The sequence below is a fragment of the Paenibacillus sp. FSL R5-0908 genome (assembly GCF_038006245.1).
In the GTDB taxonomy this organism is placed as follows: Bacteria; Bacillota; Bacilli; order Paenibacillales; family Paenibacillaceae; genus Paenibacillus_AQ; species Paenibacillus_AQ odorifer.
This window is the reverse complement of sequence record NZ_JBBOUV010000001.1, coordinates 3,719,678-3,741,996: the sequence shown is the minus strand read 5'-3', so window position 1 is coordinate 3,741,996 and position 22,319 is coordinate 3,719,678. Positions and strand designations below refer to the sequence as shown.

Sequence of the window (22,319 nt, the reverse complement as noted above, 5' to 3'; positions counted from 1 at the left end):
ACAATTAAGCGAATACGGACTTTTATTTATAGCTACTTCAATACGACACTAGTATAGCATTTTTCGAAGGATTCCTACCCCATTGCTTTAGCCCTTAACTGCCCCGGCAATAATGCTTTTTTGGACTTGGTTACTTAGGAACAAGTAGATAATGATCATGGGTAGTGTAGCCACAACCATTCCAGCGAACATAGGTCCGAATTCTGTGGCATAGGCACTTTTAAACGAATTGATGGCGACGGTAATTGTTGCTAAGTCAGGATCATTAATGAACGTATTGGCAAACATCAGTTCGTTCCAAGCGGATAAAAAAGTAAAGATGGAAGTGGTTACGATAGCCGGCTTTACAAGCGGAAGCATAATACGGAAAAAAACCTGATAAATATTGCAGCCGTCTACAACGCTGGCTTCTTCCAACTCCCCTGGCAGCGCTCTAAAAAAACCAATCATGATAAAGATTGTAGTAGGAAGTGCACTAACGGTATAAGGAATGATTAAGGCCCACGGCGTATTCAGCAAGCTTGTCATTTTTAACATCTGAAAGACAGGTAGCAGCGTAGCATGAACGGGAATCATCAATCCCAGCATGAAGAAAGTAAGCACCACATTATTAAGCTTCCACTTCATTCTTGCGACAGCAAAAGAAACCATTGCCGATAACAGAGCAGAAATAATGACAGTTACCGTTGTATACATAAGGCTGTTCAAAAAGTTACGTGCGATATTCGCCTTAAAAAGTGCGTAGTCGTAGTTCGCCCACCGCCACTCATTAGGCAAGCCCATCACATTTGAGCCTGTAATTTCTATGTTTGTTTTAAAGGAGGAAAATACAAGCCACACGAGCGGATACAGTTGAATAACGGCGAAAATTAGAAACGCAATTTGCAAAACAACCTTTGGCCAGCGGCGGTTATGTGTTGTTGTCATTAGCTCTCCTCCTTATCATCGTAGGTTCTGATCAGTTTTTGTAGAACTAAGTAGAAAAAGAGACATTCCACAACCATAAACACGGCCATCGCGCTGCCGTACCCATACATATTGCGATTAAAAATCGACGAATACATCAATGTACTTGGAACACTAGTTTCCGGTGTAGGGTAGCCATTGGTCATAATGAAGACTAAATCGAAAAACTTCAAAGATCCCAAAACAGCAAATATGACGCATACCTTCAGTATCGGTGAAATAAGTGGAATAGTGATAGAGAAGGCGGTTCTTATACTTGATGCTCCGTCAATTTTTGCAGCCTCGTACAAATCTTCAGGAATCCCTTTGATTGCAGCGTACATTAGCAGCATATGGTAGCCGATATATTGCCAAACGATTGGAATCATAACACTAATTAGTGCTGTTCCGCTTTCCGTCAACCAATCATGTGTCCAGGAGGACAAGCCTAATTGATTGAGTATCGTATTCAGCAAGCCATATTCAGGCTGATAGATTTTCAGAAACATAACCCCGATGACAGAGGAGGATACCAAGACTGGAATGAAATACAAAGTACGATACAGCTTTTCCCCCCAGACCCCTCTGGCAAGAACCAGAGCGAGCACCAGAGCTATCGGAAGTTGCATGAAAACAGAAAGAACTGCCAGATACAACGTATTAAGTATCGAATGATTAAAATCCATGCCGAACGTATCTGTAAAAAATAAATTCTTATAAGAAGCTAAACCGATAAATTTAGCCGGTTGAATTCCGTCCCAGTCCAGCAGACTGTAATACATGGACTGAAGGATCGGGAAAAAACCAACAAGAATGTATAAAATCAAAGCAGGAACAACAAATACGGCGATAGCCTTTTTGTTTCCGAATACTTGATGCATGCTTCACTCCACCTTTAAATCGAACAGGCGGCGAACAATTCTCACCGCCTGACGCAGATTATTGACCTTGATTGACCTTGCTCTGTAGTTCTTTCGTGTAGTCTTCAGGTGTTGTTTTTCCGGCGACGAATTTCATCAGCGATCCGAACATAGATTCAGTGTCATTACCATTCAGCATTTGATCCCACCAGTAGGAGAAACCTGTTGCAGAAGAAGACAACTCACCAATTTGCAGAGCCAGTGGATTCATTTGAGAAGTGTCACCTACATCAACTTTCCATGCTGAGGAGCCTGAACCAGCCAGGAATACTTCTTTAGACATGGTCTCAATAAAGAACTTGTATACTTCCCATATTCTTTCCTTGTTTTTCAGATCGGCATTGAGCACGAATGTTTCACCCGAACCTCCGAACCACTCGTCAGCATTTCCTTTTCCCCCTGGAATGGTTGGAAATTTAATCGGTACTACTTTACCTTTGACCAGAGAGTTATCATCTTCAATCTGTCCGTTGACCCAAGCACCCATGAACATCATCGCTGCTTTGCCGGATAGGAACATATTTGTCGCGTCATCATAAGAAGTTCCAACAAAATGTTTGCCGAAGGCGTCCGCATCAATCAATTGTTTGTATTTCGCAGCAGCTTCTGTGAATTCAGGTGTATCGAATGATCCTGTTTTCGTTAAAGCGGCATTTACAGCATCCACGCCTGCCATCCGGATGGCTAGAATCGCGTTCCATTGCATTGCTGGCCATCTGTCTTTAGCTCCAAGTGCAATCGGCTGAATGCCTTTTGCTTTTAGTGCTTCAATCGCAGCAACAAGCTCATCCCATGTTTCCGGAATTTTCGCTCCTGCTTGCTCGAATAGTTCTTTATTGACGTACATTTGAGCAGTAGCTATATTGATCGGCAGGCCGTAAAGCTTGCTATCGAAGATGAAATTGTCTGTCGTACCTGGTACGATTTGGTCCAGTGTTCCATCCTTTGCGAGATCATCAATGGACAAAATCCGGTTCCCCGCTATAAATGGCTCAGAGAATCCGCCACCCCAGGTGTAAAAAATGTCGGGCAGTTCATTGGCTGCTGAAGCCGCTTTCACTTTTGTTTTATAAGATTCGCCCCCAACACCCACATGCTCGATTTCTACATTAGGGAATTTAGCCTTGGTTGCCTCAAGTGCTTTATAAAAACCAACAAACCCGCCGTCTTTAGAATTTGGATCCGCGAATTGGGACCACATGGTAATCTTGAGCTTCTCTTCTGCCGCAGGTGTTTTTCCCGTATTGCCTGAGTTTGCATTAGCCTCAGAATTCACGTTATTCCCGTTGTTCCCACCACAAGCAGTGATAAGCATGGACATAGCCATCAACACTGTTAGAGTTAGGTTCATCCTTTTTTTGTTGACTTTTTTCATTCTTTTTCGCCCCCCATTTTTATATTGCTTACAGGACTAATTATATAAATCAATTTATCGAGTGAACATGAAAGCGTTTTACTTAATGATGTATTCTCTTTACATTAGGTATTTTTCTTTATTAGCTACACACAAAGAAGACCTCTGATTGCTTCAGAAGTCTTTTTTTTCATTCATATCAAAACTTAGGGAATGAACACCTCTATATACCTGAGTGGCTTAGGTTCTATCTTCTCTATTATCAGAAGTTATCTCATGAATCTGAAACATATGTATGAACTCATCGATGATCGCTTCCGTAGCTTTTAGTTCACCACTAATGACTTGTTTTGTCGTTTCAATCTCTGACTCTTTTAGCTGCTGCTGCAACGCTGAACGATTAATCATTAGCTTGTCCAAAAATGCGATAGCCCTAGCACGACGAAAGGTCTGAGCGCTTTTGTGAGAATGCTCCGAACCCTCCTTGACTCCATTTATATTCATTTCTCCATGCTCTCCGTATTCTCGATGCTCGTTATAACCGTGCTTATCTATGTGCCCTTCGCACATAATTATTCCCTCCTCTAATTCCACTTACAAATCCATAACCCGTTAATAAGACCGGGCGAGACGGAAGCCAAGATCATCTACGCTAAATGTTGGATGACTACGACGGCGGCATGTGGCTCCACATCCTCTGTCCTCTTCTGCCCAGCTGCCTCCGCGAAAAATTCGATAGGAGCCATACACTTCTTCATCATATAAATCCCAGCACCATTCCCATACATTTCCTAACATATCATAAAGTCCCCATGCATTGGGTTCCTTTTGTCCAATTTCATGGAGTTCGCCACCTGAATTTTGATTATACCAAGCGATATTATCCAATACTCCATATTGATAACCAGAAGTTCCTGCTTTACATGCATATTGCCACTCTGCTTCTGTTGAAAGTCGATAGCCGTCTGATTTCCTATCCCAAATAATGTGCTCACCATCTTCACCTATAGCATAAGCTTCTATCAATCCAACTTTCTGGGAAAGCAGATTGCAAAAAGAGATGGCTTCAAACCATGAAATATTCACAACAGGTTTTAGATCTCCATGAGATGAGTTATTAATTATAGCATTGAATAGATCCACAGTTACAGGATAGGGTGCAAGAAGAAATGGTTTTATTTCTGCTTTCCATTTACGCTTTATCCGATCGTCTCTTAATTCTATTTCTCCCCCTGGAATTGCAACCATTGGATAGTCCAAATCACTCTTAATTTTGATTGACACTCTATCTGCCTCCTAACAATATTTTAATCATGTATTGACGGGTATACAGAATAGAACTATAATCTATACAATTCCTAGTAAGATACTATGAATTATAAAAAAATAAGAAACATTAAATCATACTTGGTTTGTCCACAAGAAGGAGTGTAAACACATGCCAAATGTTCAAACTTTCAAAGCAACTGCTCATTTGCAAGACGGCGTTAAGGTTGTTACTAATGTAAGACAATTCGAGCTGGTCATCGACGAACCGGCAAGTCTAGGGGGGACAGATACAGGAATGAATCCTGTTGAAGCTTTGCTCGCTTCTTTGGGTGCCTGCCAATCCATTGTAGCTCGGGTCTACGCCTCTAAATTTGAGGTGGAGCTTGAAGATTTCAGAGTAGATGTGGAGGGTGACTTGGATCTCGACGGATTCTTCAACCGCTCTGAAGTACGTCCTGGCTATTCCGATATTCGGTATACATTCTACATAAAGACTCCATCCCCTGCTGAGAAGGTCGAACAGTTCGTACAATTTCTGGAGAGTAAATGCCCTGTAGGTGACACCATTGCTGCTCCGGTTAATCTCAAGCTAAATCGTATTGTGATTGAAAATTAACCGTTTTATAATGCTAAGAGGGAATGAAAAAAGGCTGCAAAGTTGCTTAAAAGCGACTAAGCAGCTCTTTTTCATGTCCTGTTCTCCGACTTCATATAATGTTAAAAATGATGCCTTCGGAGGAACCCAAAAAATGACGGATATACTAAGTAAAGTAGATGAAGAAATCGAATATTTGACAACGTTCTTACTACAACAGCAGAAGGATGACGGCTCATGGCATTTTTGTTTTGAGAACGGAATTGTGATCGATGCTTATATGATCATTCTCTTTAGGGTGTTGAACCTACAGAATGAAACGCTCATTCGGCAGCTACATGATCGCATTCTTGATGCACAACAGCGAGAGGGTTGCTGGCAGCTATATAAGGACGAAGAAGCTGGGAACTTATCCACATCAGTCGAAGCTTATTATGCCCTACTCTACTCTGGGTACAGTAAGATAACAGACGAGCCAATACTGCGGGCTAAGCGTTATATACTGTCTAAAGGTGGATTAGGTAAAGTTACAAGTATCTTAACTAGAGTCATACTCGCTGCAACGGGTCAAAGCAAGTGGCCTTTAGCAATTTCTTCGATTCCACTGGAGGTGCTTTTGTTTCCCTCTTACTTCCCTATTAACTATTTCGAATTCTCTGGCTACTCTAGGGTACACCTGACTCCTATGCTCATTATGGCCGATCGGCGATTTTCGGTCACTACAGCCCATGCTCCTGATCTGTCAGATCTTATGGAGACACGGTTGGATGCAGATGAATCGCCTACCCGTGGATACCAGGAGATGCAGGACGTTATTCAAATGGGTTTGAGCAGATTACTCGGAAGTCCACACTACATACATGAAGCTGCCAAAAACAAAGCAGAGCAATATATACTTCAGCGAATCGAATCCGACGGTACTTTTTACAGCTATGCCAGCAGTACAATTCTTATGGTTTTTGCCCTGCTTGCTCTCGATTATGATCGGCAGCATCCAATAATTACACAGGCCATTCAAGGTCTCACCGCACTGCAATGCCAATCAAATCATAATATTACAATTCAAAACTCTCCATCTACAATATGGGATACAGCGTTAATCTCCTATGCTTTACAAGAGGCTCATATTCCGGTTGATCACAAAGGAATAAAGCACGCTGCATCTTATCTTCTGGATAAACAGCATCATAAAACTGCTGATTGGAGCATCCATAATCCGGACACAGTTCCCGGTGGATGGGGATTCTCTGAGTCTAATACAATCAATCCGGACGTCGATGATACAACGGCAGCCTTGCGAGCCATCCGAAGCGTGTCAACAATTCACCCTTCATATTTGGAATCATGGAATCGCGGACTGAATTGGGTCCTAACGATGCAAAATAACGACGGTGGCTGGCCGGCATTCGAAAAAAACACCAATAAAGAAATGCTCACATGGCTCGCTATCGATGGTGCTAAATCTGCAGCCATTGATCCTTCGGAAGCAGATCTTACCGGACGAACTTTGGAGTTTCTCGGAAACTTCGCTGGTTTAAATACACAACACGAGTTCATTAAACGGGGTACGAAATGGCTGATTCAACATCAGGAGAAGGATGGTTCGTGGTACGGAAGATGGGGTGTTTGTTATATTTATGGCACTTGGGCATCATTAACAGGCCTGCAGGCTGTTGGGCTCCCTATAAATCATGATACATTGCAAAAAGGAGTAAAGTGGCTCCTAAGCATTCAGAACTCGGATGGCGGTTGGGGGGAGTCTTGTCACAGCGACCGGCTTCTACAATATGTTCCTTTAGGAGAAAGCACTCCTTCACAAACCGCCTGGGCACTTGATGCGATTATCGCCGTTCAGCCAGAGCCAACAGCTGCGGTGGAAAAAGGAATTCAAAGACTAATCACGTCTATTCATGAAGAGGATTGGAAAACTTCTTATCCCACTGGTGCTGGTCTTCCCGGTAATTTTTATTCCAATTATCATAGTTATCGCTATATCTGGCCACTACTCACACTGAGTCATTACAGAAAAAAATACGGCCAAGGATAATACTCGGTAATACTCAGTAATAACTAGCGTTGTTCTGTTCCACTTCTTAGCTGTCTCGAAAAAGCTTAAATCGCGCCCTATGCCGTCCTTTACGACAAACTGTTCTTAATAACTTGCTCCAGTACGTATTCATCTGTTCAAACTAAACTACATGTTTTCTTTCCATAAAGACCACTTTCTTTTTCTATCAGTAAAAAGCACCAGAGCAGCAATCATCCGTTATAGGAGAATCGTTGTTCTGCTGTTATGAACTAGGGGTTGAATGCTTTTGTCCGTTGCACCTACCTCTAAATCACCCAGTCTTGATCAAGCGTAGAGATTTTCGGACCCAGAAGACGCTATTTGCTTGTTTGTAGGCTTTTGAGTTAGATTACGGACTCCAGTGCAACTATTCCTTAAAAAGAGAGTCATTTTAGATGTTTTTCATAGTAATAACTGCGATGGGGTCCATTAAAATTCCAAATGTAAGCTAAATCTGCTCTTAAGGTCAGCTGAGTCCGATAGCAAATACGTGTGCGCAAAATGTTACCTAATCAATCCAACTTGCCATTTGGATCAGCCCTATAGGAATTACTTAAATTACTTATGAGATAGACTCCATTTTTGCTTTGAGTCAATTGAGCGTAGTTAACACATAGTCAATCAGGCAGCGATCTCCGATAATCAAGGATCGCTGCCTGATATTTTGGATCAGCGGCGTTTTGCCTGAGCAAATTATGACTGTAACTTCTAATATCCCCACTCCGTATATTTGTAGCGCAAGATTTTCACGCAATCTAATGAAATAACTGCATTTTATACACTTAATCCATATTGCTAGGGAATAACTTCGACTTTAACTACATTCTATACAATTAAAATCAAGAGAAATCACCTAGAAGCCTTAATCTCATGAGAATAGATGTATGAAATACAGCTATTTTTGATGCACAACTATTTTGAACGATTATAGCTGCACAAAATACAGTTAAACACCTCGCTGCTCCCCATCCATTACCTTCATCCGCCTCCATACGGGTACACAGAGGGTTGCATCATTACTCAGTTTACTTTTTGGAGCACGGTACCGGAATATCAGAAATATTCCCTTTCAAGAAACAGGTGTAATCGTTGGTGGTTTCGGTGCCCTCTCCCACGCATGGGTTACCTGCAATGTTGCTGCATAGGTAATTAACGAAACGAGCAACGCTCCGAACAGTTCAATGATCTGCCCCAGGTGCAATCGTTCCAGAATTCCGTGAGCCGCCAACCCGCTAAGCACCATGACAATTCCTCCTGCTCCCACCTTGAATACAATACGAAAGTCAAAATAAAACCCGATCGTTCCTGCCACGGATAAAAAATTCAACAGTGTCAGCAGCAAGAGCCCCAGTCCGAAACCCATGGCCACCCCTTCGATTCCAATATTAGAACCTAGAACAAAGATCGCAATCACTTCGAAAATATTCGTAAGAATATGATTCCACATAACAGTTGATGCTTTCCCCAAACCAAGTAAAATCGCTTGCAGCGGCGCTCCGAAATAATAAAGAAAAAATAAGGGTGCAATTAACCTTAGCAGCTCGCCCGCTTCTGGCGAATGATAGATCAAAGTTGTTAAGGGTACAGCCCATAAGTACAGGATGATTGTACATGGGAAACCTACTATAAGCGCGGATCGCATAGCCATATCCATCCGACTATGCATAAGCTTGCTATTGTTGCTCACACTTGCTTCGCTGATCGCCGGAATTAATGCAGTCGACAACGATTGTGTGAAGAAGCTGGGGAGAAACAACATGGGAAGAGCATAACCCGCCAGAAGTCCGAATTGCTTGGTTGCCATCTCAACACCTACACCAAATAGTACTAGACTTTTCGTAATCAGCAGTGGTAGAAAGGCATGATAGAGCGAATGAATAAAACCGCTGCCTGTCATCGGTAAGCCGATGCGCAGCAAATCTCTTAACGTACTATCTCCTTTAAGTGAAATTCTTGACGTTGGTGGTGGAGAGGTTTTGATCTTACCTCGATTAGCCCATTTGAAAACCGCAAACAAGTAGAGCAAACCAAAACCTTCCCCAACAACGGAGGCAGCCATTGCGCCAGCAGCTGCATAAGCAATACCGTAGGGCAACAAAACGTTGACCACACCGATAATGACAATGATTTGCGCCAGATTCTCAATAATATCGGAAAAGGCAAGTGGGTTCATGTTCTGTTTTCCACGGAAATAACCTTTCAGTACAGCAGACATCGCAATAATTGGAATGATCGGCGTAATAGCAACCATTGCATAATACGCCCGCTGATCGGCTAAAAAAATTGATGCGATCCATTTGGAGCCAAATAGAGCCACTAAAGTTAATATAATACTCAACGTACCCGTAATGCTTAAGGATACTTTGAGAATACGCCTTACCCGCGCTTCATCCTGATTAACCTCAGCTTCCGATACAAGCTTTGAAATCGCAACAGGAAGTCCCAGCTCTGTCAGCGTAATAAATAAGGGAAGCAGTGGATGAGCAATCATAAGCAGCCCTACTCCCTCTGCTCCCAAAAAACGTGCCAACAAGACTCCGTTCAAAAAACCAAGCCCTTTTGTGAAAAATGACGACACGGTTAATATGAACGTGCCACGAATAAAACTTTGTTTACGCATCCCCATTTATACGCATCTCCACCTATGGTTTGTCCTGTCCTTCTTTCTAACTTATTCGAACAAACACAAGTACATGCAGACAAGTATTTGTAAAGTATTTAATCAGCGATAAGCTCAACACATTTTAGTTGGTATACCAGGCAATTTTCCTCACTTTCATTAGCTTCTGAAGCAAAAACATTTTTCATAGATCAGAGATACTTCTTTGCATCGTTCATTAGTACTGTTTTTGTATAAATTTCAGCCACCTCAATAAAAGATATATTAAGAAATAAATAGATAATTTACCAATGGCATGTTATCATTTTGAATACGATTTCAATAGCTTTGTTATTACAGTTTTTTCACTCTTCTTCGTAAATGTCTTTTTGCAAAATCTTTGATATGATAAAAAAGAATACAAAAGGCTTTACGGAAATCATTCACATCGTTAATAACCACTTCTAAATTTTCCAAAGATAAAGGAGAACTTCATTCATGAGTCAGAAAACAAGATTAAATAATGACTGGTTATTCAGCAAACAGCCGCTTAAGTCTACTTTAGAATCGGTGATAGCAGCTGATTTGGAGTGGATCGACGTAACCTTACCCCATGACTGGCTAATTTTTGATACACATAATCTATATGAAAGCGGAGAAGGCTGGTACCGTAAAAGCATAGTTATAGATGAGAAAGTGCCAAATAGTCGTGTCTCGCTTCGTTTTGAAGGCGTATACATGGACTCCACTCTCTATGTGAACGGCCATATCGCAGGCGTCTGGAAAAATGGATACTCCACCTTTGAATTAGATATCACGCCATACATTATTGAAGGTATCAACGAAATCTATGTTCAAGTGGTTCATGAGTCTCCTAACTCACGCTGGTATTCCGGTGCGGGCATCTATCGGAGTGTATGGCTGAAGACGTATCCAGGGACACATATTGTGCCTGATGGTATTTATATCTCTACTCATAAAAAAGAGGATTCCTGGAATGTTGAGGTAGATACCGAAGTATTGTGCAATGATCTATTACAACCCGCAAAGCACTACATAATTCGTCACAGTATACTGGATGCTTCAGGTATCTGTATCTCTCATGCAGAAAATGAAAGTCCAGGACAAGTCGGGCCTGCTGTATCCAGCTCTGCCCTCTTATCCGTCAATAATCCAATGCTCTGGGATATTAACCAGCCTTACTGCTATTCCCTAAAAACGGAGCTGCTGGAGAATGATCAAGTAATTGAAGAAGAAATCCAAACCTTCGGATTCCGTACGATGGAGTTTGACAGCCAACAAGGTTTCTTTTTGAATGGCCGAAAGGTGAAGATTCATGGCGTATGCCAACATCATGATTTGGGATGTTTGGGGGCTGCGGTGAATAAGGTAGCTCTAAAAAGACAGATTATCCTCTTGCAGGAGATGGGCGTAAACGCTATTCGTACGGCCCACAATATGCCAGCCGTTGAACTGATGGAACTAGCGGATGAAATGGGCGTGCTCATAGTTTCCGAAGCATTCGATATGTGGGAACGGAGTAAAACTCCTTTTGACTACGCCAGATTTTATCCGGATTGGTGGAAACAAGATATTGCCAGTTGGGTACGCCGGGATAGAAATCGTCCCTCCATGCTCATGTGGAGTATCGGAAATGAAATATACGACACCCATGCCGATGAACGCGGCCAAGAGTTAACCATAGAATTACGTGATCTGGTGCAGGTTCATGACCCTAAAGGTAATGCAGTAGTTACTATCGGTTCCAACTATATGCCATGGGAGAATGCACAGAAATGCGCAGATCTAGTGAAGTTCGCAGGATATAACTATGCCGAAAAATACTATGACCAGCATCATGAGGAACATCCCGACTGGATTATTTATGGTAGTGAAACTTCGTCTACTGTACAGAGCAGAGGCATCTACCACTTCCCTTTTGCTCAGTCTGTATTGTCTGATGATGATGAACAATGCTCAGCCTTAGGGAACAGTTCTACTAGCTGGGGTGCCAAAAACACAGAAGCCTGCATTATCGCAGATCGTGATGCGACCTACTCACCGGGACAATTTATTTGGACTGGATTTGACTATATCGGGGAGCCAACTCCGTACTTCACTAAAAACTCGTATTTCGGTCAACTGGATACCGCAGGATTCAAAAAGGATTCCTATTATATTTATCAAGCAGAATGGACGGATTACAAGGTCGCCCCGATGATTCATATTTTTCCGTACTGGGATTTCTCTGAAGGGCAGCTTATTGATGTGCGAGTATGCTCCAACGCACCACAAATCGAATTGTTCTTTAATGATCAATCCATGGGCACGGTTAACATTGACCATAAACATGGTAAAAAGCTGCTTGGGGAATGGCAGCTCCCCTATAGCGAAGGTACTCTGCGAGCAGTCGCTTATGATGAACACGGAGTACAGATCGCTGAAGATACGGTAACTTCTTTCGAAGATTCGGCCACTGTGGTCATGAATCCTGATAAGGCACAGATCACTGCTGACGGATCGGACTTGGTATTTGTTGAGATCTCAACCCTCGATCAAGAAGGACGTCCCGTGGAGAATGCCAATAATCGTATTCAAATCTCTGTAGAAGGGCCGGGGCGTCTTGTTGGTTTAGATAATGGTGACAGCACTGACTACGATTCATATAAAGGAACAAGTCGCCGGATGTTCAGCGGCAAATTGCTTGCGGTCATTGCCTCTTCATTGGAGCCAGGTACAATCGTTGTACGTGCATCTTCCCATGGCTTACAGTCTGCTGAGCTTACACTGACTTCCGAAGCACGAGAGCTAGATCATTCTAAGGACGAAGAGCTTGTACTTTATCAGCATTCGTCACAATCACTATCGGATGTGAGCGAGTTATCCCAAGACTATTTATCAGATGAAATTCCCGTTCGCAAGCTGGAAATCATATGCCCACAAGGAAATCAACTAACGAAGGACACCCGAGCACTTCCGGTTCGTGTGCAAATTCATCCAGAGAACGCAACCTACCAGGAAATTGAATGGCGAGTTACGAATGCTGCCGGCATTGACGCCAATATAGCCGTTCTTGAGGCAAATGGGCATGAAGCAGTAATATCGGCTTTGGGAGACGGAGACGTCTATGTACGGTGTGCAACGAAAAACGGTGCAGATCAAGTGCGCCTGTACTCGCTTATGGAATTCCATATTCGAGATTTGGGAGCTGCCTTTTTGAATCCTTATGAGTTTGTTTCCGCTGGTTATCATAGCAATACGAGCCGGAACTTAACAAATGGGAATGAACGCGGAGTGGCTACTGCAAGAGAAGGAGAAAGCTGGATCTGTTTCGACAACATCGATTTCGGTGATTATGGAGCTACTGAACTTACCCTTCCTATCTTCGCGCTAGATAACGATAATTATACGATTGATATCTGGAAAGGTACTCCGGATGCTCCAAACGCAGCTCTGCTGACACAGGTAACCTATCAAAAACCTTCCATATGGAATGTATATCAAGAGGAAACCTACTCATTACCTGAGCGAATAAAAGGTGTCACCACCCTTTGTTTTGTTCTTCATAAAAAGATTCATCTCAAGGGCTTTCAGTTTAACAAACCTTTAAAAGCGTACGAACAACTTAACGTTCTGGAATACAATCAGATTTATGGGGATTCCTTTACGCTGGCAGATGGACAAATCAAAAATATTGGTAACAACGTCTCTCTCATCTTTAAAGATATGGACTTCGGTGATACTGGAAGCACTAAACTAACTTTATGCGGGCATTCGCCTATCGATAAAAATACTCTTCATATTCTATTTAGCGGACCAGAGGGTGAAAAGAGACAGCTTGTGGAGTTTACACAGTCAAGTGATTATTGCGAAAGAGAATTTGTGTTGGAGCGCGTAACCGGTCTGCAAACCGTCACCTTTATATTTCTACCAGGAAGCCAGTTTGACTTTAAGTGGTTCCAATTCCAAGCAGAATAAGGTAGTTTCAACTCTAAACTAATCGATTAGCAAAAGGAAAAACCCTGCGCATTAGCACAGGGTTTTTCCTTTAACTTATATTTAGAGCTGTTTAGTCGACTTTATTAAATTCGATCCAGTCGATCTGTAAACCTGGTTTAATGAATTCCAGTTTCATTTCATAAAGACCTGCTTCGAGTTCTACTTTCACAAGCTTTTGTCTAATCCATTGACCTTCTGTCCCGTTGGTTTGAATGGTTGTCATCAATTGATCATTCAAATTAACATTGCATGCACTTTGAGCCAGCTCAGGCTCTGTTGACATGATATGCACGAGGATCCGATATTGACCAGCTTGACCAACTTCAAAGAAAGTCGATCCTTCAACGGCTGGCTTAACCTGTGGATTTTGAGATAAGGATTGTACTTGTTCTGCAGTAAGTGAAGGATTAGCCTTAAAGGACTCAACTGTTTCAACAATTTGCTGTTTTCTCGAGAATACTGGAGCATGCATGATGAACTCACAAATATTCATTGCAGAACGTTGCAGCTCTCCTCTAGTCAAAGATCCATTTTCCAAGGATTCAATGGTGTTGTCATTCCATCCATTAATTTCGGCGCCATAGTTAGCAACAACCATGTACAGGTCATTTTGTGCACGGACCATCCAATTTGTAAATTTCCGGTCTGCAGCTCCACCGTTAACGACATCATTCATGATGGCCCACCAGTCTGTCATGACAATACCTTTGAAGCCCCATTCTCCGCGCAGAATTGTTGTGTTCAAATCGTAATTTGAAGCGGCCCAATGTCCATTAACAGGGTTATAGGAGGTCATAATTGAATTCGCTCCACCCTGCTTCACTGCAATTTCAAAACCTTTCAAATAAATCTCGCGAAGCGCACGTTCCGATACAACAGCGTCCACTTTACTGCGATGTTTCTCCTGATTATTGCAGGCAAAATGCTTCAGCGTGGCATTAGAGCCACCTTTCATAATCCCACGTGTACATGCAGCGGCAAACACCCCAGAGATCAAAGGATCTTCAGAAAAATACTCAAAGTTGCGGCCATTCAGCGGGCTGCGACGAATATTTAGACCTGGTCCAAGCAAGGTGTCTATGTTGTTTCTTACTAACTCTTGTCCTTCTAACACATACAGCTCTTCGACTAATTCGGCATTCCAAGTAGCAGCAAGAAGCGTTCCGATCGCAACCTGAGTCGCTTTTGCTCCACTATCCATACGAATTCCTGAAGGACCATCTGCTGTACATGCAACAGGGATTCCTAAGTTATATAGACTATCACTTACTCCTCCAAATGCAGAAGCTGTACCCGGTGTAACTAAAGGACTGCTCATGCCTTCACCTCGGACAATGGCAGCCAAATCATCGTCACTAAGCTGGGCAATAAAAGCTTCCATACTAACTTTTTGTTCAAATACATCTCTTAATTTATACCCTTGATTGCCTGTCTGGGAGATCGTTGTGGGTAGATTGCTCTCGATCCGTTCAGCTAACGAAATCTTGCGTATTGGAACCTCTACATAAACAAGTTCATACGAACCGTCTGCTTTTTGAACGCCAGGCTGCATTCTTGTAAAGCTTTGCGTGGGTGCAAGAGCTTCTTGTAACTGTTCCACAACTTGAAGTGTTTCCACGACATAGCCGCTATGCCCTTCAACTTTGACTTCCTCCACTTTTTTAACACTCGTTCCCACAAACATGCGGTACGTGCCTTCTTCTAGCACATAAGCGGAAGCATGCCCTGACACACCAGCATCATCATAGGAAGCCATTGAATGAACAGGGAAACTCACGGTAAGACGTTGGGCTTCGCCCGGCTGAAGGACTTCTGTTTTTGCGAATGCTGCCAAAGCTTTAGCAGGCTGTCCCAATTTCCCTTGTGGAGCTTCATAATAGACCTGAACAACCTCTTTTCCAGCAAAGGTAGTTCCTGTATTAGTTACGGTTACGCCAATTTCAACATTAAGTTCGCCAGCTTTATAAATAAGTTTAGCTTCTTCTGGCTCGAGCTTAAACGTGGTATACGATATTCCATAACCAAATTCATATTGAACCTTTTCTGGGCAAAATGTCTCGAAATAGCGATAACCAACATAGATATCTTCCTGATAAAGGTTTGTAAATTCATTGCCGTAGTTATGTGTTGACGGGTAATCGTTGATGGAATATGCGATCGTGTCAGTTAATTTACCGCTTGGAGTTACTTCTCCAGCCAGCACATCTGCAATTGCATTACCACCTTCCATTCCCCCCTGCCAAGAGTAGATGACAGACGAAATCGGATTTTTATAGCTTTCATCGTTCAGCCAGCTCATATCAATAATATTAGAGACGTTCAGTACAACAATCGTTTGCTCAAAATATGTAGTTACCTGCTTCAGCATCGCCTTTTCATCAGCTGTTAGTTGGTAGCTTCCTGAGCCATCGACATTATCCTGATCTTCTCCTGCTGTACGTCCGATTACAATGATTGCTTTGTTCGATTTATTTCTAGCCTCTGCTACCAATTCGTCGGATAAAAGCATTTCCTTCTGGTTCCATGGCTCTGCAGCCCAAACGCCGCCACCATTATCAAATGGATTTTGCTCAATCCACTTCTCATATACTGCTGCCAACTCTTCGTTGACCATAAGGTTCTTTTTACTGCGAAGACCGCCCAGCAGGTTGGTCGTATAAGTAACATGAACACTACCGCCCGAACCAGTACCACTGCGATAATAATTCACTTGAGTTCTGCCAAAAACAGCAACATTATCACCTTCACCAAGCGGAAGCACCTGATGATCATTTTTCAACAGTACCGCACCTTCTGCTGCTACCGTTCGGCTAAATTCTGCAAAACCTTCTAATGGAATTCCCACACTCTGTGTACTCAACTTGTTTCCTCCTGTTGTTCAATTCTATAGGTTGTTTCTTTAGGCATCAATTACATATCATAAAGTTTAACTATACCATTATAGTACATTGGATAACTGTAATATATATAATAATTATCTTAATTAATATAATAATATTGGTCTGTTAGAGTTGGAAATTTTCAATCAATGAAAAATGTCAGCTAAGTTCAATGATCTTCGTGGCAACATTATGGCAAAATTCGCGATCATGCTCCACAAAAACGAGTGTTGGGGTATATTCAAGCAATAGCTCTTCAATTTGCATACGTGAAATAACATCAATAAAATTAAGCGGTTCATCCCAAATATACAAATGAGCTTTTTCACTAAGACTTTTGGCGATCAGGACTTTTTTCTTTTGGCCGCCACTGTATGTGGATATATCCTTATCAAATTGGATTCTGGAGAAATCAAGCTTTCGCAGAATAGATTTAAAAAGACTTTCATCTATCCCATTCTCTCTAGCATAATCTGTTAAATCGCCCCGTAGATCTGAAGTGTCTTGTGATACGTAGGAAATGATAAGCTGGCTATCCTTAGTGAAGGTGCCGGTATAATCTATCTCCTCACCGCAGATCAATTTGATGATACTTGATTTTCCGGAACCATTTTTACCCGAGAGTGCAATTCTCTCCCCCTGCTCAATGGTAAAGCTTACTTCTGAACATACCCTTTTCTCTCCGTAAAAAACCGAAACATTATCCAGCTCCGCAAGATGACGTTTATGATAAGCAAGCTGCGTAATCTCTAAGTTCTCAGAATTTTCGATGTTTTTAAGAAGCTTAGACTTTTCGTTGATAGCAGATTGCTGTCTTTGCTCGATGGCTTTAGAGCGTTTCATCATTTTAGCGGCCTTGTGCCCAACATAACCTTTATCTAACTTAGATCCAGAATTTCTAGTTCCATTTTTAGTTTTTTCCACTTCATGTGACCAGTTACCTGTTCGTTTAGATGATGCTGACAAGCGTTTGATATCTCTTCTTAGTTTTTCGTCTTCCGCTAACTCAAAGTTATCTTGTCTGACTTTATTCTCCCACCAGCTAGAAAAATTACCCTTTTGAATCTCTATATTGGTTTTGTTGATTGACAAGATGTGGTCCACACAATTATCAAGAAAGGATCTGTCGTGAGAAACCAGAATATATCCACTTTTCGTATTGAGATAATCACTGACAAGCTTTCTTGCTGTCATATCCAAATGATTTGTAGGTTCATCAATCAACAGGAAGCTATTTTCCTTAATGAATAATGTGGCTAACAGCACTTTCGTTTGCTCTCCGTTAGACAATGAATCAAAGGGACGATATAACACATCCTCAGAAACCTGTAGCAAAGAAAGCTCACGCATTAACTTCCAATGAATATAATCCGGAAAAATCTCGCTGATCACATCTATGGTGTTAAGCTCCTTGTTATTCACCTGAAAAGGGAAATATTCAAAGCTGACATGAGCAGAAATATTACCGCTGTATTCATGCTTTCCAAGCAATAAGCTAAGAAATGTAGTCTTCCCTCGACCATTTCTCCCTGTGAAACCTAATTTCCAATCAGTATCGATTTGAAAGTTTACATTCTCAAATATGTTATCGTAGCTGCCTTCATAGGCAAAGGTTAGATTTGTGACATTTATTAATGACATAAAATAATCCTCCTGTATTCTAAAAAATAAAAGCCACAAGAAAGTTACTTTCTTGTGACTCAAATAAATACAGCAAATCCAGCCCCAAATGGAGTTAGATATGGATATATTTTCGAGTGAAAAGAAGTAGTAACTTTCTTGCATACAAAGAATAAAACAAACGAAATAAACCATTGTTGTTGTTTTATTCATCATGGGACGCAAGAATAATTACTACACTATACTTTTCAACTCCGATCATTAATTTGTAATTATGTTATCATGCATACTTATTATTTTCAACTTCCTACCCATAATTCGTTAAAAAAGTTCAAATTCTTCTTCTGTAAGATCCATATTTACACTCATAGCTGTCCGACTCCCGTCAGCCGCGGCAAACACTAACTGAGAAGGCATAAAATAAGAAACATCTCCAGCCGAATATAATCCTGGAATCGAGGTTCTCCCCGCACCATCTGTGCTAAACCCACCAGAATCATTCCGCTCTACAGCCAAATGATCTACGATGGATGACGTTTGGATCAAATTCGGAGAAATAAACCCTCCCGTTCTTAAGATCTCAGTACCATCTGCAAAGCGAACCGCCTGAAGTAGCCCATCATGACCCATAAAAGAGGAAATCAATTGTTCATTGACTACAACCCCCTTGGCCTCAAGACTTTTTTTCTGTTCATCTGAAAGGAATGTCTTGCCGTTCGTGCAGATAACCAAATCTTTACTCCAATTGAGCAGCATTTTTGCCATATGAAAAACATGTGGATTTTCGCAAACAACGACAAGGGGTTGATCTCGTAATTCCCAGCCGTCACAATACGGGCAATTAAACAGACTTTTTCCGTATAATGGTCGTAAACCCTCTATCTCAGGAAGGACTTCTTTTAACCCGGTCGCCAAAATCAATCTGCGAGCTTCAATGTGACGACCAAACGAATCATGTACCGCAAATCCCGAATCAATTTTGTTACTCGAAATAATCTCAGTCTGGATATGCTCAACTGACGGATAACGTAGTACCTCCTCATACGCAATGCGACGAAACTCGGCTGGTGTAACCCCGTCTCTTGTAATAAAACCATGTGAGGCATGGGTAACAGCATTCCTTGGCTGATTATTATCAATTAAAGCTACTTTTCGTCTTGCCCTACCAAGAACAAGGGCTGCGTTCAAGCCTGCGGGTCCACCACCAACAATAATGCAATCGTAAATCACATGAATCATCTCCTATATGCAGATATTAAAGACTCTTTTTATCTATTATTAAATTAAAAAAACGATACATCGTAGACTTAATGAATCCATAATATCTCCATATTAACTAAAGTGTCAACCCAAACTTCACGATGTTTCTAGGAGTTTATTTAGTGTAATGCTAGAAAAAAGCAAATAAGCCCATTACCGTATGTTTGGAAGTAACTTAATACTCCAATATATAAGGTAAGAGCTATATGTTGAATTTACTTGGCAGTGCAGGGCTTCCTCACTTATCAAGATTCACCGTTTGCTAATTCTAATTCATCAGCCGAGGGTCCGTAAAGACCAGGAACCGGCACGTCAAGCAGCCGCAAATAGACTCCAAGCTGTGCCCGGTGGTGAACCATGTGGTTCAATCCGATGGTACGAAGCGCAGCTGCCCGTGTCTGACGATGGATGATCTGCTCCCCGTTCCGCAAGGTCCACTCCGCGCCGAGCATCTCCACATTGCTTGCAGTAATTAATTCCTCAATCTCACGAGCTTTCAGGTCGAACTCTTGTAGAACCGCTTCGGGACTCTCCAGTGCTTCTCGTCGATATGCCACAGATGCCAAATCAAACTCCGAGTAAAGTAGAATTGCAGATTGCCAGCTCAGAAGGTTAACGAGGTGTGTGGCCAGCCCACCCAGGCTCATTGACTTAGAGTGTGGTTTCCATGTCATATTCTCTTGAGGCAGCTTCTCCAGTATCCGACGCGTACCAGCCAGCTCTTGCAAAACATCCCCAATGATCAGCTCTTTAACCATTCATCTCTCTCCTCTCTTCTGTAAAGCAATTTCTTTTAATCATCCGTGTGATACTTTTGATTTCTTTTCCCAAACAGTTTCTAACTCTCCGCTGGATCGGACCGAGGTGCACTTATTTCCCTAAATACACTCCAATTCTGCGCCATTACAAGTCAATAAGAGCTATGCAGTCCGATAAGTCTGGAAAATGCTGCGAAAATTTAAAATAGCTGCAATGGAGTCCGATACGATGGACATATGGCGAAAGTCCAATACAGAATACATCAGTAGCAAGATCTAGTTGGATTATGAATAACGACTTCGACATCGCTTAAGAAACATCCTCCTGAGCATTCGCTTTTCAAGTCTTCTCTCTGCAACTTTTTAGATACTTTCTGCCAATTGCATAGTGGTAACACATGTATTATCACTCTTAAAAGTGGAAAGCTCAGATTTTGCTGCTTTTCCATCCTGCTCAATGGTTACGTTATATTGTTTGTCCCGGGGCAACCAAAGATCAATAAATCCGTTAGATAGCGATTTCATTTCTTGATCCACAATCACATTGCCTTCGCTGTCTTCGATATATACTTTAAACTCATCATCTGTTAATTCCCCTTGGCAGCCAGTCAAGCTATGTGTTGTGCAAGGATGCGTATTCTCCACATATGGAGCTATAGAAACAAAAAACTCATCTTTAGGCAAGTCGTAAGTTTTCTCTTTATTGTTACTATCGGTTACAATAAGTTGCTCAGAAGTGATAGAAGCGGACAGGTTGTCCAGACTGCTTGAACTATATTCTTGCACTAATTGCTTAATGTCGGTTGTATCTTGTGCTGAAGGCTTATCCTTGTCGATACCTCCCAATAACAAATACGCACCTAATGCAACAACCGCCACTCCCGATACCACCAAGATATTTCTTTTCATTTGTAATCATCTCCTTCGCTTATTCGCCAGATTATGTATCCACTCAGAGTATCTTCCATTTCTTTTAGTATAACTAGTTAAACTAAACTAACACAATTATGAACAAGGCAAAATAGTGAAAAGTTATGTATTTGATTCACCCTCTATCAACACAAAAAAAGGCCTCCTCACTGGTTTTTCAACCTCGAGGAAGCCTTTTATCTTTTATATTATTATGCTTGTAAATTACCGACCATAACACGAATGACATCCACAAGAGGAGTAGCTGAACGTTTCAGCAGTTTCTCTAAATCGCTACTTTCAATATTAAGCCAACCTTCACGAATCCCACGTTGTATAGCTACAACTATTGGAAGCGCAGCTTCTGGGACACCCACCTCCGACATGGTCTTGGCATAAGCCTCATCGTCAACCTGGATTACTTTGATTTCTTTACCGATTACACTGCCTATGATCTCAGTCAATTCCTCTTGTGTTAAAGGGTTGCCAGACAATTCATACACTGTGTTCTCATGTCCGTCACCTGTCAGAACATTTGCTGCAGCTTCTGCATAATCTCCGCGTGTAGCCCAGCCAACTTTACCATTCCCTGCTGAAGTCACCCATGGGGCACCCGCTAGAGCACCTTGAATGGAGCCGATCTCATTCTCCAAATACCAGTTATTACGGAGGAAGCTGTAAGGAATGCCTGTTGTGCGAATAGCTTCTTCGGTGATGCGGTGAACTTCAGCAAGGAATAGTTCACTCTTGTCTGCTTGTCCTACACTTGTGTAGGCAATGAAGCCGACGCCTGCTTTTTCCGCAGCAGCAACAGCTGCTTTATGTTGACGAATCCGGGTTTCATTATCACCATCTGCAGATACAATTAATAATCGATCCACACCGGCAAATGCTGATTCCAGCGTCTCAGGTTGATCAAAATCACCATGACGGACTTCCACTCCACGAGCCTGAAGATCACTTGCTTTTTCTGGGTTCCGCACACTAACTACAAGATCACCTGCGGGTACAGTTTTAAGTAAAGCTTCTATCACCAATGATCCGAATTGACCTGTTGCTCCTGTTATTGCTATTTTCATTTTTACTTCCTCCTCAAATTGGGATGATAAATTTATTTTTAAGCACTACCTGTAACCATTGTAGT

The 22,319-nt window shown here is 41.9% G+C and carries 15 protein-coding genes; 3 read left to right on the top strand and 12 right to left on the bottom strand.

What is annotated here, in order from left to right; translation table 11 throughout:
* Positions 1-87 precede the first annotated feature (87 nt).
* The 5 genes from MKZ09_RS17100 to MKZ09_RS17080 all read right to left on the bottom strand — a co-directional run bounded on the left by MKZ09_RS17100 (position 88) and on the right by MKZ09_RS17080 (position 4,467).
* A complete protein-coding gene (locus MKZ09_RS17100; RefSeq protein WP_076125690.1) occupies positions 88-927 on the bottom strand; it encodes a carbohydrate ABC transporter permease in 840 nt (279 codons plus the stop codon).
* A complete protein-coding gene (locus MKZ09_RS17095) occupies positions 927-1,826 on the bottom strand; it encodes a carbohydrate ABC transporter permease (protein ID WP_076133366.1) in 900 nt (299 codons plus the stop codon). Before MKZ09_RS17095 ends, MKZ09_RS17100 begins: the two co-directional genes overlap by 1 nt.
* Positions 1,827-1,884: 58 nt before the next feature.
* Positions 1,885-3,240 (bottom strand): ABC transporter substrate-binding protein, encoded by a 1,356-nt coding sequence (locus MKZ09_RS17090; protein ID WP_076133368.1) that lies wholly within the window; start codon positions 3,238-3,240, stop codon positions 1,885-1,887.
* 219 nt (positions 3,241-3,459) lie between these two features.
* Positions 3,460-3,789 carry a hypothetical protein gene (locus MKZ09_RS17085; RefSeq protein ID WP_232061350.1) on the bottom strand — a complete coding sequence of 110 codons (330 nt, stop codon included), beginning with the start codon at positions 3,787-3,789 and terminating at the stop codon, positions 3,460-3,462.
* 42 nt (positions 3,790-3,831) lie between these two features.
* Positions 3,832-4,467: a formylglycine-generating enzyme family protein gene (locus tag MKZ09_RS17080; RefSeq protein WP_179089549.1), complete on the bottom strand. Its 636-nt coding sequence runs from the start codon at positions 4,465-4,467 to the stop codon at positions 3,832-3,834.
* 190 nt (positions 4,468-4,657) lie between these two features.
* Between MKZ09_RS17080 and MKZ09_RS17075 the strand changes: the two genes are divergently transcribed.
* Positions 4,658-5,104, top strand: a complete 447-nt coding sequence (locus MKZ09_RS17075; RefSeq protein ID WP_076133374.1) for an OsmC family protein — start codon at positions 4,658-4,660, stop codon at positions 5,102-5,104.
* A 133-nt stretch (positions 5,105-5,237) separates the two neighbouring features.
* On the top strand, positions 5,238-7,130 hold the full coding sequence (shc, locus tag MKZ09_RS17070) for a squalene--hopene cyclase (protein WP_076203952.1): 1,893 nt from the start codon (positions 5,238-5,240) through the stop codon (positions 7,128-7,130).
* 1,090 nt (positions 7,131-8,220) lie between these two features.
* Here shc and spoVB read toward each other — a convergent pair.
* Positions 8,221-9,777 carry a stage V sporulation protein B gene (gene spoVB, locus MKZ09_RS17065; protein ID WP_076203956.1) on the bottom strand — a complete coding sequence of 519 codons (1,557 nt, stop codon included), beginning with the start codon at positions 9,775-9,777 and terminating at the stop codon, positions 8,221-8,223.
* 471 nt (positions 9,778-10,248) lie between these two features.
* On the opposite strand from spoVB, the gene MKZ09_RS17060 reads away from it, so the two are divergent.
* The gene (locus tag MKZ09_RS17060) at positions 10,249-13,728 is read left to right on the top strand and encodes a glycoside hydrolase family 2 (RefSeq protein WP_076203960.1); all 3,480 of its coding nucleotides are present in this window, start codon (positions 10,249-10,251) and stop codon (positions 13,726-13,728) included.
* Between the two features lie 91 nt (positions 13,729-13,819).
* On the opposite strand, the gene MKZ09_RS17055 is transcribed toward MKZ09_RS17060, so the two are convergent.
* From MKZ09_RS17055 to MKZ09_RS17030, 6 genes are all read right to left on the bottom strand, one after another.
* On the bottom strand, positions 13,820-16,609 hold the full coding sequence (locus MKZ09_RS17055; RefSeq protein WP_076203964.1) for a glycoside hydrolase family 3 C-terminal domain-containing protein: 2,790 nt from the start codon (positions 16,607-16,609) through the stop codon (positions 13,820-13,822).
* 178 nt (positions 16,610-16,787) lie between these two features.
* On the bottom strand, positions 16,788-18,269 hold the full coding sequence (locus MKZ09_RS17050; RefSeq protein WP_076203967.1) for an Lsa family ABC-F type ribosomal protection protein: 1,482 nt from the start codon (positions 18,267-18,269) through the stop codon (positions 16,788-16,790).
* A gap of 300 nt (positions 18,270-18,569) precedes the next feature.
* Positions 18,570-19,478 (bottom strand): NAD(P)/FAD-dependent oxidoreductase, encoded by a 909-nt coding sequence (locus tag MKZ09_RS17045; protein WP_076203972.1) that lies wholly within the window; start codon positions 19,476-19,478, stop codon positions 18,570-18,572.
* Between the two features lie 275 nt (positions 19,479-19,753).
* The gene (locus tag MKZ09_RS17040) at positions 19,754-20,266 is read right to left on the bottom strand and encodes a DinB family protein (RefSeq protein WP_076133392.1); all 513 of its coding nucleotides are present in this window, start codon (positions 20,264-20,266) and stop codon (positions 19,754-19,756) included.
* 363 nt (positions 20,267-20,629) lie between these two features.
* Positions 20,630-21,175, bottom strand: a complete 546-nt coding sequence (locus MKZ09_RS17035) for a CueP family metal-binding protein (RefSeq protein ID WP_076203976.1) — start codon at positions 21,173-21,175, stop codon at positions 20,630-20,632.
* A 212-nt stretch (positions 21,176-21,387) separates the two neighbouring features.
* The gene (locus MKZ09_RS17030; RefSeq protein ID WP_076203981.1) at positions 21,388-22,254 is read right to left on the bottom strand and encodes an SDR family oxidoreductase; all 867 of its coding nucleotides are present in this window, start codon (positions 22,252-22,254) and stop codon (positions 21,388-21,390) included.
* Positions 22,255-22,319 lie beyond the last annotated feature (65 nt).